Below are 14,748 nucleotides of genomic sequence, written 5' to 3'. Positions count from 1 at the left end.
CGGTTTCCTTTCAAGCGCTGGCAGGGGTGGCCTGTTGCGCGTGTTGTTTGGCGACTTCCTGATTGCGCAGGATGAAGCGTTGCAGCTTGCCGCTCGGGGTCTTTGGCAACTCGCTGACAAATTCGATTTCGCGGGGGTAGGCATGGGCGTAAAGGCGTTGGCGTACATGCTGACGCAGGGTTTCTTCCAGCTGAGCGTCGCCTTGATAGCCGTTGGCCAACACGACGAACGCCTTGATCAGTTCGGTGCGCTCAGGGTCCGGCTTGCCGATCACCGCTGCCTCTATCACTGCCGGGTGCTCGATGAGCGCGCTTTCCACGTCGAACGGGCCGACCCGGTAACCTGAAGTAGTGATCACGTCATCACTGCGACCGACGAAGCTGATGCTGCCGTCAGGGTTCAGCTCCACGGTGTCACCGCTGAGGTAGTACTTGCCGACGAAGGATCGGGTGGGCACGCCGTGATAGCCACCAAACCAGCACAAGGGCGATTGCTCACGGTCCACGGCCAGAATCCCTGGCTGGCCGGCCGGCAATTCGGCACCTTGCTCATCCAGCACGACGATGCGATGGCCGGGGATGGCGAAACCGGCTGAGCCCAGGTGCACCGGATGCGCCAGGCCATGGTGGTTGCACAGCACCATGCCCAGTTCAGTCTGGCCGTAGTGATCGTGGATGGTCACACCCAGTTCGTCGGCGAACCAACGAATCACTTCGGGGTTGAGCGGCTCGCCGGCGCTGCTGACGACTCGCAGGCGGCCTTTGATCGGCGAAGAAAACTCACTGCCTGCAGCGATCAGCAGCCGATAGGCCGTTGGTGAGCCGGCCAGGTTGCTGATGCCCAGTTTGTTGATGATGCGTGCGCAGCTCTCGACGCTGAACGGGCCATCGTAGAAAGTCGTGGCGTGGCCCAGTGACAAAGGGCCGGTGACTGCGTAATAGAGGCCGTAGGCCCAGCCTGGGTCGGCCAGGTTCCAGAAGTTGTCCTGCGGGCGCAGGTCGATGGCATCGCGCATGTAGCCCTGGAACGCGACGATGGCGCGCAAGGGGACTTCGAGTGGCTTGGCCGGGCCTGTGGTGCCCGAGGTGAACATCAGCAGGAACGGGTCGTCGCCCGTGCGCATGACGGGCTCGCACCCGTCAGCGACACCTTCCAGGCAGCCATGGAAATCCAGCTCGCCAGCACGTGCCTGCACGGTGATGACCGTCGGACAATCATGAACGTCATCCAGCTTGGCGCGGTTGTGCCGGTCAGTGACGACGACACACGCAGCCGATTGCTCCAGACGATGCTCGATGGCCTTGGGGCCGAATGCGGTGAACAGCGGCTGGTAGACCGCGCCCAGGCGCCAGGTGGCGAGTATGGTCACCAACAACTCCGGAGTGCGCGGCATCAAGCCCGCAACGCGGTCACCCGCATTAACACCTTGGGCCTTGAGCACGTTGGCAAAACGCGCCGCCAAGGCCGCCAGCTCATCGAAGGTATACCGCTTGCTGTCGCCATCGCGGCCTTCCCACAGCAGGGCCAGCTTGCCGCGTCCCACATGCCGGTCGCAGCATTCGACACAGGCATTGAGCGCGGTCAGTTGCCCGCACAGCGCTGCGCGAGCGGCCTGAGCATGGTCGAACGAACGGGCGGCATCGGCGTAATCACGCATCGTCAGACTCCTGGTTTTTTATTGTTGGCGTGCACCATTGGTCTGACGATGTTGTCGCTACCTGCCCTGCCGGGCAATGGCCAAAGCTGTCAATCTGGATGACCGGTTTGGTCGCCAGCTGGCAGGTCCGAGTCCGCGTCGGGCTTCAGCATCGGCTTGGTCAACCAGAGAACCAGTCGGTTTTTCATTTGATCAAGTTCTGCGGCCAGCTTATCGAACTGGTCTTTGTACTGCTGGTCGGTCAACGCGGACTTTTGCTCGAACAACTGGCTCCCTTGTTCCTGGAACTGCTCAAGGATGGGTTCGAAGTCGCGCGCGCGGTGTTTTTCCAACCACTGGACCCAGAACGCCTGATGGCCCAGGAATGCCGCTTTTGCTTCAACGGTTCCCGCGCGCCTTACAAAGGCCCTTGCAGCGTCGAGCTCCGCCTCACTGACATTGGCTATCGCGCCAAACAACATCGAACCGGGCTGACCGGGCAGATTCATCTCTTGGGTCAGCTGCAACCGAAAATAAAGGCTGACTTCGATGGCATCCAGGGTTGGATTGGTCGCGGATTTCTCAGCGATGTAGTGGCCGACGTGTTGATTGAGCAACTGTAGCCTGAACAATCCTTGCCCCAGGTCTAGCAACGCCTGTTGCTGCCCGGCCGCCATGGCCAAGCGCTTCGCGTTGCTCACCAACGCGAGCAGATGCAGCTCGCTGAACCGATCGACGACATCATCCGCGCAGGTGGCATCGCCAATCGCATGGGCATGGACCTCGTCGATGAGCGCAGCATCGGTGTCCATGGCTTCAAGCAACGTCCACACCCGCGTATTCAGTTCAGCCCGATGAACCTGATCGCGAAAATCGCTGCTTTCCTGCAGCCTGCGCAGGATGACTTCCAATTCACTGTTTCTGGGGTCGGCGAACAATCGATCCCATGTTTCCCCACGCGTTTGCGCCTGTTCCCCTGCCACCCAGGCTGCCCTGGCAGCCAGCAGCTCAGGGGCAGATTGCAGAGCGGGCGGATGGAAAGGCGCAGGGCGCGCATACAGGCGCTCCAGTTGCGCTGCCTCAACAGCACCTCGATCCAACAGAATTGAAATACGAAATGTATACGGCATTGCCTGGATGGCAGCTGGCACGGAGGTCAAGTTATTGGAACTCAAGTCGATCCAGCGCAACATCCGACACTGTTCCAACCCAGTGGGCCATTCCAGCAGCCCGCAAAACCGCAGGTTCAGGCGCCTCAACATTGAAGCCCTGTTGACCAAGGCCAAGCGGCGAAGCGACGGATTGAAACTGAGGTCCAGATCCTGCAAATGAGTCAGTGAGCCGAGCGCCTCGGATACGCGCTCGCCATTTCGAATACTGTTGTAAGAGAGCTCGAGTCGTTCGAGTAATGGGAGATGGCGAATGCCGACCGGTAGCGCCTCCAAACGGTTGCGCGCCATGTTCAGTCGGCGTAGTTGCCCGAAACAGCTGAAGAAGGCGTCGGGAACCTCCTGCAGCGGGGTATTGACCATTACCAGGGAGGTGACGTGATGGAAGTCGATTGAGGCATCCAGCTCAGGCAGGCTGGTCACACGATGACCGCTCAGGTCCAGAACGAAGCCTTCCACGGCACTCTCATCGCGATCAATCGGCAATTGCCTGCGCCAAGCTCGTCGCAACATTTGCGCAAGCAAGCGACGCGATGCCCGCTCGCCTTCTCGCCCCGCCGCGACCCACGTTTCCAGCTGACCGTTCAACAGTAGATAGTTATGTTCTTCCATCAACAGCGCTGCGTACGGATTGGCAGCGTCCAGGATGCGATTAAGCTGCTCGTCAATCTGCCTGGGAGTAGCGCCTTCATAGAGCCTGGCCAACCGCCGCCGGATCCTCCGTCCCGGCCCCTGAACACGGGACACGCTGCCGCCCAATGGGTACCCTACACGGCCATCGTCCAATCGCTGCCCTGGGTTGAACCAGCTCGGCTCTTCCCGCCAGGCAAACAGTCTTATCAGCTTCTGCCTGCCGGTTGGCAGCAGTCTGACGACCTGCCGCCGCAGTTCGCCTGCCTGATCGTCGCTGCCGAGGCCGAGGGCGGCTTTCTGTTGTGCTGTCAGCAATGTGACGATGGCGTTGAAGAAGTCATCAGCAGCAGTGCTCTGCGCTGGGAGCTCCAGGCCATTATCGTCATACAGCAGGAACGCGCCCTCTCTACGCACCATTATTACCTGATCTGCTTCCGGTGCCTGCGAGTTGAGCACCGCCAGGCGACGCCCTTCTGCAGAGCCGGAGCGCAACTCCACACGCTGATTGAAAGACCAGGAGCCAAGCCTCGAAAGCAACCCCAACCCCACTTCTCCACTGACATCGCTGTAAGCGTTACGCAGCATCAGGCCTTGCACGGCATGATTCACCCTGGTGAGCTGAAGCAGGGAGCGCGCCTTGGTTGCCACTGAAAGCGGTAGCCGTTGCAGCAATTCGATCTCTTCGCGCTCATCGCCGCTCACCTGGCTGGCCAACTCGATGGCATAGTCGGTTGGCAAACCGGGGAAATCGCGATTGAGCACCGAAACGACAGGGTCAGAAACCGGTTCGACGAATGTCAGGAACTTGAACAGGTCATGACGCAGAAGGCTCTGCTGATCGAGGATAGCCAAAGGTCGTGCGGTGGCAGCCAGCTCGGCTATGCCGGGGCGCGTCTCGCACCACTTCAGAAGCACCGGGTCATCAATCTCGGACGTATCAGCAGCCAGCGACTCAAAGAAACGCTCGATCTTTTCATCGGCCTCGAAACGGCGAAGCGTCTCTCGCAGGTTGGCCGGCAACGGACGATTTTCTACCAGGATACCGCGCAATTCGTCCACATCGCTGCAGGCTGCCTGCAGCACCTGCCTCGCACGTTGCTGATCAAGCGGGCGTTGCTGTGGCCAGAGGCGGGCGAGCATTTGCGGCGCATCATCCCAGTCCAGCGGCGAGTCGTCAGGCAGCAGCCACAAGCGCTCGGCGTTGCGCTGCAGCACCGGGCCATAGGCATGCGGGCATTCCGGGTGAACCAGCCGCCAGGCCCCGTTTTCACTGGGCTGATGTACCTCGTAATGATGACTGCCAGCCTTTAGCCAACGGCGGTCACCGCTGAAGTACAAACCATCCTCACCCATGATCGCGTCATCCGGCAACTCGCTCTCGTAGATGCTCAGGTCGCCGTTCCATAAACCTTGGGCATTGTTGTCCAACGTGACCGCTTCCAGGCCTTCGACCAGCGCCTTGCTGACCAAATGCCCGACCGCTGCACCTACACCCACCCCCGCAGCCGTAGCAGCAGCAATTTGTGCCACGTTCAGTGCATGTTGCAGGGCCTCGTGATCATGCCCCTTGGCCCAGTCTGCAACGCCTTCAAACACCTGGGCACATACATCCTTCACCAATGCCACCAACAGCACGCCCCCGACTGCCGGGATGAAGAAACCCGCCAGCCCGGCCAGCCCCCAGCCAAGCGACTTCCAGTCTTCCAGGCGTTCGCGACTGGCCTGGGCATCTGCATCTGCGGTAGGCACTAGAAGTACCTTGGCATCTGCGCACGCACGTTCGACCTGCGTATCCACCCATCTTGTAAAAACAGAACCATGACCGGTATCACCCTCGATCTCCAGATCCGGTACCGCATCCATCAACCGCGACTGCAGCGTACGGAAAAACGCGTTGCGCTGATCCAGAGCGATCAATTGCAGCAACTCACGCAGGTAACGCTCCTCCTTGAGGGCGGTTACCCATTCAGCTTGCACGTCGCGCGTTGAACTGTGCCAGCGCAATGGATTGCGAGCATCGCCGGGCATGTAGGTAACTACACCGGCATTGTTACCATCGGCGGTCTGCAACTGGATAATCAGCGCCTCATGAACACGCACGCCCAACATGGACATCAAACCAGGGTACGCGGTCAGCCTGGTCTCGGCGCCCCTGGCGCTCGAACCATCGGCGTAGTTTTGCAGTGCGGTTTTCACATCCTCGTCGATCTTGTTCTTCAGAAACGCAACGTGCACGGCCAGCTTGAAACCCGCAAGCTTGTCAGTGACCAGCACGGTCTTGTTCTGGGTGAACATTTGATCAAGCAACGTCTGGTACTGTTTTCCAGCATCCAGCTTGCGGCACGCCTCGATCAATTCCTCGGTATTGCCAATCACTTCTTCGTCATCACGCTGGATGACCAGGCCACTGCCGCTCAACGGCGTAACGCCTGCGGCAAAGTTCTGCATCAGGCGCGTCAGCGCAGGCTGCACTTCCCAAGAATCCTGAATATGGGGAGTGGACTGCCCTTGCCCCGTGCGGATCTTTCTTCGCCACTGCAGCGTGGTCAGTGTCTGCCCACGTGGCAGCAGGCCTGCCAGGGCTTTGGAGAGCATGCTTTCGGCATATTCCCGCAAAGGCACTGCTGCCTGGGTCGCGCTGGCCACAGCCGCCTGACTGACGCTATGGCTGGCAATCAGTACCCGCAGCGTGTGGATGTTCGCTGCAGAGGCACCTTTGATCCATTGAGGGAGCGATTGGGTGAACGCGTCAGCGGCTTTTTGCATATCGCTGGCAGTGACGCTGTTGCGGACACGGGGTAAAGCCGGGAATGTGCGCATGAGGAACCCTCTGTACTGATGAGAGGGGCACAATCTTTCACCCATGCCGGGGAAGGTTCAGAGGGAAGCAGAGCAGTTACCGCAGCAATTCCGGGAGCTGCCTCTCAGCAGTGGGGCCCTCGGGCCTGAACCAACGCTCGGTAATGGCCGGGATTGCAGCCGAACCACTTGCGAAATGCCTTGTAGAACGAACTGCTGTCGGCAAATCCCAGGCGTTCGGCGATATCCGCCATGGACGGCTCAACCTCGCTGAGCCAGGCGATCGCCAATTCACGCCGCACGCTGTCCTTCAGCCCTTGGTAAGTCTGCCCCTCTTCGGCCAGGCGTCGGCGCAGGGTGGAAGGTGACAGACACAGCTGCCGGGCCAGCGCGTCGGCGTCGGGCCACTGGTACGGGTGCAAATGCAAAAGATCGTTGCGCACACGCCGCCCCAGGCTGGCAGGGTCGCGATACTTGACCAGAATATTTCCAGGCGCTTCGGCCAGGAAGCGCTGCAACTCTTGGGGCGTCCGTTTAAGTGGCAGGTCCAGGCTATCGGCGGCAATGATCATGCGCGTACGCTGCCTGTCGAACTGCAGGCTTTCCGAGAACATGACCCGGTAATCATCACAGAAAGAGGGCTCGGAACAACGCAGGTCTATTGCCAGGATCGGAATGCGGCGGCCCGCCAGCCAGCAGGCGACACCGTGCACGATCATCCAGAAAGTGAAGTAAGTAAACGCTCGGCGCGGCTGATCGCGGGGTTCGTTGATGACGATTTCGGCCAGGCTCTGCTGGCGCACCAGGCTGGGCTGCAGGTCTTCGAGCATCAGCGATAGAAAACCGAGCGCAACCTCCAGGCCCTCGCCCAAGGTAGGCTGAGCCATGGCCGCACGGCTCAGGAATGCCAGGCTGCCCACGGGCAGACCACGCCGGTCCATGGCAAAGAATTCATCGTTGCAACGCCGTGCCAGCAGCCGCCACAACCGCGCGTAGGCCTCGGCAGGCACCCGCGCCTGCGGCAGTTCAAGCTGCGCAGGGTCGATACCGGCACGCATCAGCACGCCAAGATCGGCTTGCCCATTGGGGCAGGTCTGCAACAGCGCTTCGCGCACCAGTTGCATGGAGATGGTGTCTTTTTCGCTCATCGGCCATCCGGGCTGGTCTGTGGCGGCCATGTTAGGCCTGGCAAGGGAAAATGTCAGCGCTGTATCACTGGCTCTGCGCCAACCCCATGAATGCCTGGATCAACCGCAGTTCACGCCGCCGCTCCAGGCAGCCGATCATGTGCTGGTTGACCAGCCCCTTGCCCGCCAGCGGCCTTGCCACCACACGCGGGTCGTTGGCCACTTCGGTCGACGAAACCACCCCCACCCCCAGCTCCGAAGCCACCGCCTCGGTCACTGCTTCCCGGCTATCGAGCTCCAGCAGCACACGTGGCTGCACACCCGCAGCGGCACAGGCTTTGTCGAATGTACGGCGGGTCGTCGAACTGGGTTCGCGCAATACCATGATCTGCTGATGCAGTTGCGCCAACGGCAAGTCACTTTCACCGCTCGCCCAGGCATGTCCGGCCGGTAGCAGCGCACACAACTGCGATTCGCACAGGGCCTGCAGATACAGGCCCTTGCGTGGCTCGATCTCGGTCAGCACGGCGACATCGGCGTGCTCCGACAGCAACGCCGCCAGTGTTTCCTGGGCATTACCCAGGCGCAGGTTGACGGTGATGCCCGGGTAGCGCTCGCGCAACTGGGCGAGCATCGGCATGACCCGGTGTGGCCCGTCCGCAGCCACTTCCAGCCGACCGGTAAGCAACTGCCGGTTGGCCTCGAGCATCGCCTGGGCCTCTTCCGCCAGGCCGAACATCGCGCGAGTGATAGCTGCCAGTCGGGTGCCCTCCTCGGTCAGCTCGACACGCCGGGCAGTACGGCGCAACAGGGTGATCTGGTAATGCTCCTCCAGCGCCTTGACATGCCCGGTAACCGCCGGCTGGCTGATGAACAGGCGTGCCGCGGCACGGGTAAAGCTGCCCTCCCGGGCGACGGCATCGAAGGCACGCAACTGAAACAGGTTCATATTTATCGGCCTGACTTATAGCTCGAATAACAACAAACAATTTGATTGATAGGCAGGTGAATTGCAACCTAGGCCCCGTAGTTTCAGCGCCAGTTTTCCGGCTGACCACCCGCCGCTTGTGAGGAACCACGGAATGAGCAACGCCCCGATCCTGCTGACCCCCGGCCCCCTGACCACCTCCGCCCGCACCCGCCAAGCCATGCTGGTGGACTGGGGCTCCTGGGACCGCGACTTCAATCAACTCACCGCCAGTGTCTGCGAACAGCTGCTGGCAATCATCGATGGCAGCGCCAGCCACCACTGCGTACCGCTGCAGGGCAGCGGTACCTTTGCCGTGGAAGCTGCCATCGGCACTCTGGTACCGCGTGACGGCAAGGTGCTAGTGCTGATCAATGGTGCCTATGGCCAACGCCTGGCGAAGATCTGCAAGGTACTGGGGCGAACCTACAGCACCTTCGAGACCGCCGAGGACCAGCCGACCACCGCCACCGACGTCGATCGCCTGCTGACCGCCGACCCTGCGGTGACCCACGTGGCGCTGATCCACTGCGAAACCAGCACCGGCATCCTCAACCCGTTGCCAGAGATTGCCCAAGTGATCAAGCGCCACGGCAAACGCCTGATCATCGACGCCATGAGTTCGTTCGGCGCGCTGCCAATCGATGCCCGCGAGGTTCCCTTCGAGGCACTGATCGCCGCCTCCGGCAAATGCCTGGAAGGCGTACCCGGCATGGGCTTCGTTTTCGCTGAAAAAGCCGCCCTGGCCGCTGCCGAAGGTAATGCCCACTCGCTGGCCATGGACCTGCACGACCAGCACACCTACATGGCCAAGACCGGCCAATGGCGCTTTACTCCCCCGACTCATGTGGTCGCCGCCCTGCATGAGGCGCTGCAGCAATACAACGAGGAAGGCGGCCTGCCTGCCCGCCACCAGCGCTACGCCAGCAACTGCAAGACCTTGCTCGACGGCATGGCCGCTATCGGCCTGCGCAGCTTCCTGCCAGCGGATATCCAGGCGCCGATCATCGTCACCTTCCACGCGCCGAACGACGCCCGTTATCAGTTCAAAGACTTCTACGAACGGGTAAAGGCCAAGGGCTTCATTCTCTACCCGGGCAAGCTGACCCAGGTCGAGACCTTCCGTGTCGGCTGTATCGGCGTGGTCGGCCCGGACGGCATGCAGGCCGCCGTGAATGCCGTGGCCGAGGTGCTGCGGGAAATGGAAGTACTGGACATCTGACCCTTCGCCCAACCGAACTCAGGAATTAGCGCACATGAATTACAACAACCCCACCCAGCTGCAAGCCGCGATCCTCGACTGGGCCGGCACCGTGGTCGACTTTGGCTCCTTCGCACCCACCCAGATTTTCGTCGAAGCTTTCGCCGAGTTCGACGTCCAGGTTTCCATCGAAGAAGCCCGTGGCCCGATGGGCATGGGCAAGTGGGATCACATCCGCACCCTGTGTGACGTGCCGGAAATCGCCGAGCGCTATCGCAAGGTGTTCGGCCGCACCCCCACTGATGACGATGTCACCGCCATCTATAACCGTTTCATGCCGCTGCAGATCGAAAAGATCGCCGTGCATTCGGCGCTCATCCCCGGCGCCCTGGACACCCTCACCGGCCTGCGCCAGGACGGCCTGAAGATTGGCTCTTGCTCGGGCTACCCGAAGGTCGTGATGGACAAGGTGGTGGCGTTGGCCGCGAAGAATGGCTATGTCGCCGACCATGTGGTGGCCACCGACGAAACCCCGAACGGCCGCCCGTGGCCAGCCCAGGCCCTGGCCAACGTGATTGCCTTGGGTATCGACGATGTGGCGGCCTGCGTGAAGGTTGACGACACTGTGCCGGGCATCCTGGAAGGCCGCCGTGCCGGCATGTGGACCGTGGCCCTGGTGTGCTCGGGCAACGCCTTGGGCCTCACCTGGGAAGGCTACCAGGCATTGAGCTCGGAGAAGCTGGAAAGCGAACGCACGCGTATTCACGCAATGTTCGAGCGCTCACGCCCGCATTACCTGATCGACACCATCAATGAACTGCCAGAGGTTATCGCTGATATCAACCAGCGCCTGGCCAAAGGCGAGATGCCGCAGGCGTTCTGACGGCTAGACGTCAAGCCCGTCGCGAGCATGCCCACTCCCAAGGTCTCATCGAGCCTGTAAGGAGCGGGCTTGCCCGCGACAGCTTCTGGGCAGATCACCTGGCCTGCGTGGCGCCTACCCTCTGTTGCGTTCAAGATGGCGAATGAGCTACAACGCTGTGCCGGGCATCCACAAGCAGGTCCGTTCAGACCGCCCGGTTCAGTTTCACCCACGAAGCGAACTTGTCGATGAAACCCTGCAAGAAGGGCCGGGTCTTGTCATTGAGTTTGCCATCGTCCTCGAACAGGCTCGCTGCCCCACCAATGTAAGCCTCTGGCATCTGCATGCACGGCATGTCGAGAAACACCAACGACTGGCGCACGGCATGGTTGGCACCGAACCCGCCAATGGCACCCGGCGAGACGCTCACAACCGCTGCCGGCTTGCCGCCCCAGGCGCTTTGCCCGTAGGGCCGCGAACCGACGTCGATGGCATTCTTCAGGCCGCCCGGCACCGAACGGTTGTACTCCGGCGTGACGAACAGCACCGCATCACTGCGGCGAATCTCATCGCGAAAACGCGTCCACGCCTCAGGCACACCCTCGGCTTCGACATCTTCGTTGTACAGCGGCAAGTCGCCGATCTCGACGATCTTCAAGGCAAGGCTGGACGGCGCCAGCTCCGAAAGTGCGCGGGCCACCTTGCGGTTGTAAGACTCCTTGCGCAAGCTGCCGACGACCACTGCTACCGAATACACCTGGCTCATGGCGTTATCCATCCTTTGCTGGGAAAAAGGGACGTCAGTAGTTATAGATGACCGTTCCTCGGCGGCCTGGATTTTTTTCCACCCTGCGAAAACTTCCGAGTACCTTATACGGTCTATGTCTGCAGACATTTCCTACGCAATTCAGAGGTTTCCCCCCAAATGGCAGCAGTAATGGTCGGCCAGTTCCACGCCCGTGACGCCGAAGGCCGTATCTACCCCGTCCACGAGTTCCAGGAGTCCACCCTCCAGGCTGACGGCAGCGCATTGGGCGCACCGATCACCACCTACCGCCTGGCCATCGGCGATCGCGTCAATCACCTGGGCGAAAACCGCTTCGAACTGGCACAGACTGGCGTCGAGATCATTCGCATTCCTTGATGCAGTCGACCGTGTACTGGCCGCTTTCGCACTGCAGGCCATGCACATCGGCGACGAACCCCGGGAAACCACTGTTGAAGGCCCGGGCAAACGCCAGGTAATCGAGGATCGAGCGGGTCGCTTCGGTGAACCGCTCGCCCGGCATGATCAGCGGAATCCCCGGCGGGTACGGCACCAGCATGACCGCCGCGACCCGGCCCAGCAGGGCTTCGATCGGCACCGCCTGCACCTCCCCGCGCACCATCTGGTCATAAGCCCGCGCCGGGCTCACGGCCACTTCCGGCAAACGCGTGAACAAGCGCTTGAGCTGCTTGGCCGTGGCATTGGCTCGGTAGCAGTCATGCAACTGATCGCACAGGTCGCGCAGCCCCAGCCCCTGGTATCGCGCGGCATCCACCGCAACCACGCTCGGCAGGCAGGTACTCAGCGCAGTGTTGCCATCGTAATGGCGCTTGAACTCCAGCAATTCGGTAAGCAGCGTGCTCCACTTGCCCTTGGTGATGCCCATCGAGAACAGCACCAAAAAGCTGTACAGGCCGGTCTTCTCCACCACCAGCCCGCGCTCCCAGAGGAACTTGCTGACCACGGCCGCCGGTATGCCGTGCTCACCCAGTACGCCACCGGCGCTGAGCCCAGGCATCACCAAGGTCACCTTCAAAGGGTCAAGCAGCACGTAGTTGTCGGCCACCTCGCCAAAGCCATGCCACTCAGCACCCGGTTGCAGCAGCCAGTCCTGCGCGGCCAGGCGATGGATGCCCTCCGCCGCTGGCGGCTGCCAGATACTGAACCACCAGTCAGCGGCGGCGATATGCTCGCGCAGGTTGGCCAGGGCACGCCGGAAGCTCAGGGCTTCGTCGAACATCTCTTGCAGCAGCGAGCGCCCGGCCGGGCCTTCCATCATGGTCGACGCCACGTCCAGCGAGGCGAGGATGCTGTATTGCGGCGAGGTGGAGATATGCATCATGAATGCTTCGTTGAAGCGGTCGCGGTCCAGCTGGCGCTGGGCGCCATCCTGCACGTGAATCATCGATGCCTGGCTGAAGGCGGCCAGTAGCTTGTGGGTGGAATGGGTGCTGAACACCAGCGGGCTGCTCTCGCTGCACGCGGTGCCCATGGCGTAGCGACCCTCGAAAAACTCATGGAACGCCGCATAGGCGAACCAGGCCTCGTCGAAGTGCAGCACTTCAACGCTGCTGCCCAGCGCCTGCTTGATCAGCCCGGCGTTGTAGCACAGCCCGTCGTAGGTGGAATTGGTCACCACCGCCAGCTTGATCCGTGGCTCACGCCCCGCGGCCAGTGGGTTGGCCTGGACCTTGGCCTGGATCGACTCAGGGCTGAACTCGCTGAGCGGAATCGGCCCGATGATGCCCAGTTCGTTGCGCTCCGGGCACAGGTAGATGGGAATCGCCCCCGTCATGATGATGGCGTGGACCACCGACTTGTGGCAGTTGCGGTCGACCAGCACCAGGTCATCGCGACCCACCATGGCATGCCAGACGATCTTGTTGGCGGTGGAAGTGCCATTGATGACGAAAAAGGTGTGGTCAGCGCCGAAGTTACGCGCTGCGCGGGCCTCGGCCTCGGCCAAGGGGCCGGTATGATCGAGCAGCGAGCCCAGTTCGGGCACCGAGACCGACAAGTCCGAACGCAGGGTATTTTCGCCAAAGAACTGGTGGAATGCCTGGCCCACCGGACTTTTGCGGTACGCCACACCTCCGCCGTGCCCAGGGGTGTGCCACGAGTAGTTGGATTGGGCGGTGTGCTGCACCAGGGCCTTGAAAAACGGCGGCAGCAGGCCGTCGAGGTAGTTATGCGCAGCACGCGCCACCTGGCGGGCGAGAAACGGCACGGTGTCTTCAAACAGATAAAGGATGCCACGCAGCTGGTTAAGCTCGCTCATGGCCTCGGCGGGGGCGTTTTCCAGGGTGACCTGCTCGCCCAGGGCGAAAATCGGCAGGTCAGGCGCACGCAGGCGGGCCAGGCGAATCAGCTCGGCCATGTTCTGCAGCAAGTGGGTGTTGTCGCCGACGCCTTCGGCCGCGATCAGCATGCAGGCCAGGCCATGGTGGGTGGTGGCGACCAGGCGCGCTTCGGCATGGTCGGCGGCCTTGATGATGGCGAAGCCGTCCTGGCTCAGTTCCTCGGCGATGCCGCGGATGCGCTCGCCGGCAACGCTGTCAGCCTTGATGGCACGGTGGACGATGAGAATCGGGAACTTGAGGTCCTTGTACATCCGGCTGCTACCTCCGCAGGACTTGTTGTCCTATTGAGGGTAGTAGGCCCTGTACTGTCTGTACCGGCCTCTTCGCGGGTAAACCCGCTCCTACAGGCTGTGGAGATCACTGTGGGAGCGAGTTCACCCGCGAAGAGGCCAGTACAGACAACAAATCAGCCGGCAGATGTCTCGGTAAGGGCTTGCCACATCGAAGGCCCACCCGCCGACTTGGCCACCGCCGCCAGCCGCTCGGCATGCGCCTCGAGCTCCTCGGCACTGGCCATGATCACCCGCCCCGGCGCGCGCCCGACGATGCGGCGGATCTCGCTGCCACCCGTGCCCTGCCCTTGACCATCATCATCGGCCCCGTGCCCGGCCAGCGACAAGCTGGTCTGGCCGCCGGTCATCGCCAGGTAGACGTCAGCCAGCAACTCGGAGTCGAGCAATGCGCCGTGCAGTTCACGCCCGGAGTTGTCGATGTCGTAGCGTTTGCACAGCGCATCGAGGCTGTTGCGCTGCCCTGGGTGACGGGCACGGGCCAACAACAGGGTATCGAGAATGGTGCAGTGGTTGGCGATGTCGGCGCGGTCGCTCTGCCCCAGCAGAGCGAACTCGTTATTGATGAAGCCGACGTCGAACGCCGCGTTGTGGATGACCAGGGTGGCACCCTGGATGAATTCGAAGAACTCTTCTGCCACATCGGCGAAACGCGGTTTGCCGACCAGGAACGCATCCGTGATGCCGTGGACGTTGATCGCGCCCTCGTCACTTTCGCGGTCAGGCTGCAGGTAGACGTGGAAGTGCCGCCCGGTCAGGCGCCGGCCCATGACCTCGACACAGCCGATCTCGATGATCCGGTGGCCTTCGCTGACCGGCATACCGGTAGTTTCGGTATCGAGAATGACCAGCCTGACTGGACCTGATGTGTCAACCAAAACGTTATCTCTCGTCTAAAGTTCCTTGGGTGCAGTGTATCACTGAGCAATAACCCTCCA

The 14,748-nt window shown here is 61.6% G+C and carries 10 protein-coding genes; 3 read left to right on the top strand and 7 right to left on the bottom strand.

What is annotated here, in order from left to right; genetic code table 11:
* Positions 1 to 10: 10 nt before the first annotated feature.
* The 4 genes from APH27_RS15180 to APH27_RS15165 form a co-directional block, all read right to left on the bottom strand.
* Positions 11 to 1,657 (bottom strand): AMP-binding protein, encoded by a 1,647-nt coding sequence (locus tag APH27_RS15180; RefSeq protein ID WP_027919096.1) that lies wholly within the window; start codon positions 1,655 to 1,657, stop codon positions 11 to 13.
* An 89-nt stretch (positions 1,658 to 1,746) separates the two neighbouring features.
* On the bottom strand, positions 1,747 to 6,258 hold the full coding sequence (locus tag APH27_RS15175; RefSeq protein ID WP_060485239.1) for an NEL-type E3 ubiquitin ligase domain-containing protein: 4,512 nt from the start codon (positions 6,256 to 6,258) through the stop codon (positions 1,747 to 1,749).
* Between the two features lie 104 nt (positions 6,259 to 6,362).
* Positions 6,363 to 7,385 (bottom strand): AraC family transcriptional regulator, encoded by a 1,023-nt coding sequence (locus APH27_RS15170; protein WP_060485238.1) that lies wholly within the window; start codon positions 7,383 to 7,385, stop codon positions 6,363 to 6,365.
* A gap of 64 nt (positions 7,386 to 7,449) precedes the next feature.
* Positions 7,450 to 8,313 (bottom strand): LysR substrate-binding domain-containing protein, encoded by an 864-nt coding sequence (locus APH27_RS15165; protein WP_027919093.1) that lies wholly within the window; start codon positions 8,311 to 8,313, stop codon positions 7,450 to 7,452.
* A gap of 133 nt (positions 8,314 to 8,446) precedes the next feature.
* Between APH27_RS15165 and APH27_RS15160 the strand changes: the two genes are divergently transcribed.
* Both APH27_RS15160 and phnX read left to right on the top strand, forming a co-directional pair.
* Positions 8,447 to 9,553, top strand: coding sequence for a 2-aminoethylphosphonate--pyruvate transaminase (locus tag APH27_RS15160; protein ID WP_060485237.1), 1,107 nt, complete (start codon positions 8,447 to 8,449; stop codon positions 9,551 to 9,553).
* Between the two features lie 34 nt (positions 9,554 to 9,587).
* The gene (phnX, locus tag APH27_RS15155; protein WP_027919091.1) at positions 9,588 to 10,415 is read left to right on the top strand and encodes a phosphonoacetaldehyde hydrolase; all 828 of its coding nucleotides are present in this window, start codon (positions 9,588 to 9,590) and stop codon (positions 10,413 to 10,415) included.
* Between the two features lie 184 nt (positions 10,416 to 10,599).
* Here the strand turns inward: phnX and APH27_RS15150 are convergent, their stop codons facing one another.
* Complete coding sequence (locus APH27_RS15150; protein ID WP_060485236.1) at positions 10,600 to 11,160, bottom strand: NADPH-dependent FMN reductase; 561 nt, start codon at positions 11,158 to 11,160, stop codon at positions 10,600 to 10,602.
* Positions 11,161 to 11,319: 159 nt separating this feature from the next.
* Between APH27_RS15150 and APH27_RS15145 the strand changes: the two genes are divergently transcribed.
* Positions 11,320 to 11,538 carry a hypothetical protein gene (locus APH27_RS15145; RefSeq protein WP_027919089.1) on the top strand — a complete coding sequence of 73 codons (219 nt, stop codon included), beginning with the start codon at positions 11,320 to 11,322 and terminating at the stop codon, positions 11,536 to 11,538.
* On the opposite strand, the gene APH27_RS15140 is transcribed toward APH27_RS15145, so the two are convergent.
* Both APH27_RS15140 and dnaQ read right to left on the bottom strand, forming a co-directional pair.
* On the bottom strand, positions 11,522 to 13,771 hold the full coding sequence (locus APH27_RS15140; protein WP_027919088.1) for an Orn/Lys/Arg decarboxylase N-terminal domain-containing protein: 2,250 nt from the start codon (positions 13,769 to 13,771) through the stop codon (positions 11,522 to 11,524). The two genes, APH27_RS15145 and APH27_RS15140, sit on opposite strands and share 17 nt — an antisense overlap.
* 155 nt (positions 13,772 to 13,926) lie before the next feature.
* On the bottom strand, positions 13,927 to 14,631 hold the full coding sequence (dnaQ, locus tag APH27_RS15135) for a DNA polymerase III subunit epsilon (RefSeq protein WP_060485235.1): 705 nt from the start codon (positions 14,629 to 14,631) through the stop codon (positions 13,927 to 13,929).
* Between the last annotated feature and the right edge of the window lie 117 nt (positions 14,632 to 14,748).

The sequence above is a fragment of the Pseudomonas sp. NBRC 111123 genome, from assembly GCF_001320205.1.
Taxonomy (GTDB): Bacteria; Pseudomonadota; Gammaproteobacteria; order Pseudomonadales; family Pseudomonadaceae; genus Aquipseudomonas; species Aquipseudomonas putida_J.
Note: the sequence above shows the minus strand (reverse complement) of the source record. Positions and strands in the feature narration are given on the sequence as shown.

What these genes read in the sequence shown, in the direction of transcription:
- APH27_RS15165 (WP_027919093.1), bottom strand. Translation starts at nt 8,313, where the DNA reads ATGAACCTGTTTCAGTTGCGTGCCTTCGATGCCGTCGCCCGGGAGGGC.
- APH27_RS15150 (WP_060485236.1), bottom strand. Translation starts at nt 11,160, where the DNA reads ATGAGCCAGGTGTATTCGGTAGCAGTGGTCGTCGGCAGCTTGCGCAAG.
- APH27_RS15170 (WP_060485238.1), bottom strand. Translation starts at nt 7,385, where the DNA reads ATGAGCGAAAAAGACACCATCTCCATGCAACTGGTGCGCGAAGCGCTG.
- APH27_RS15140 (WP_027919088.1), bottom strand. Translation starts at nt 13,771, where the DNA reads ATGTACAAGGACCTCAAGTTCCCGATTCTCATCGTCCACCGTGCCATC.
- APH27_RS15145 (WP_027919089.1), top strand. Translation starts at nt 11,320, where the DNA reads ATGGCAGCAGTAATGGTCGGCCAGTTCCACGCCCGTGACGCCGAAGGC.
- dnaQ (WP_060485235.1), bottom strand. Translation starts at nt 14,631, where the DNA reads ATGCCGGTCAGCGAAGGCCACCGGATCATCGAGATCGGCTGTGTCGAG.
- APH27_RS15160 (WP_060485237.1), top strand. Translation starts at nt 8,447, where the DNA reads ATGAGCAACGCCCCGATCCTGCTGACCCCCGGCCCCCTGACCACCTCC.
- phnX (WP_027919091.1), top strand. Translation starts at nt 9,588, where the DNA reads ATGAATTACAACAACCCCACCCAGCTGCAAGCCGCGATCCTCGACTGG.
- APH27_RS15175 (WP_060485239.1), bottom strand. Translation starts at nt 6,258, where the DNA reads ATGCGCACATTCCCGGCTTTACCCCGTGTCCGCAACAGCGTCACTGCC.
- APH27_RS15180 (WP_027919096.1), bottom strand. Translation starts at nt 1,657, where the DNA reads ATGCGTGATTACGCCGATGCCGCCCGTTCGTTCGACCATGCTCAGGCC.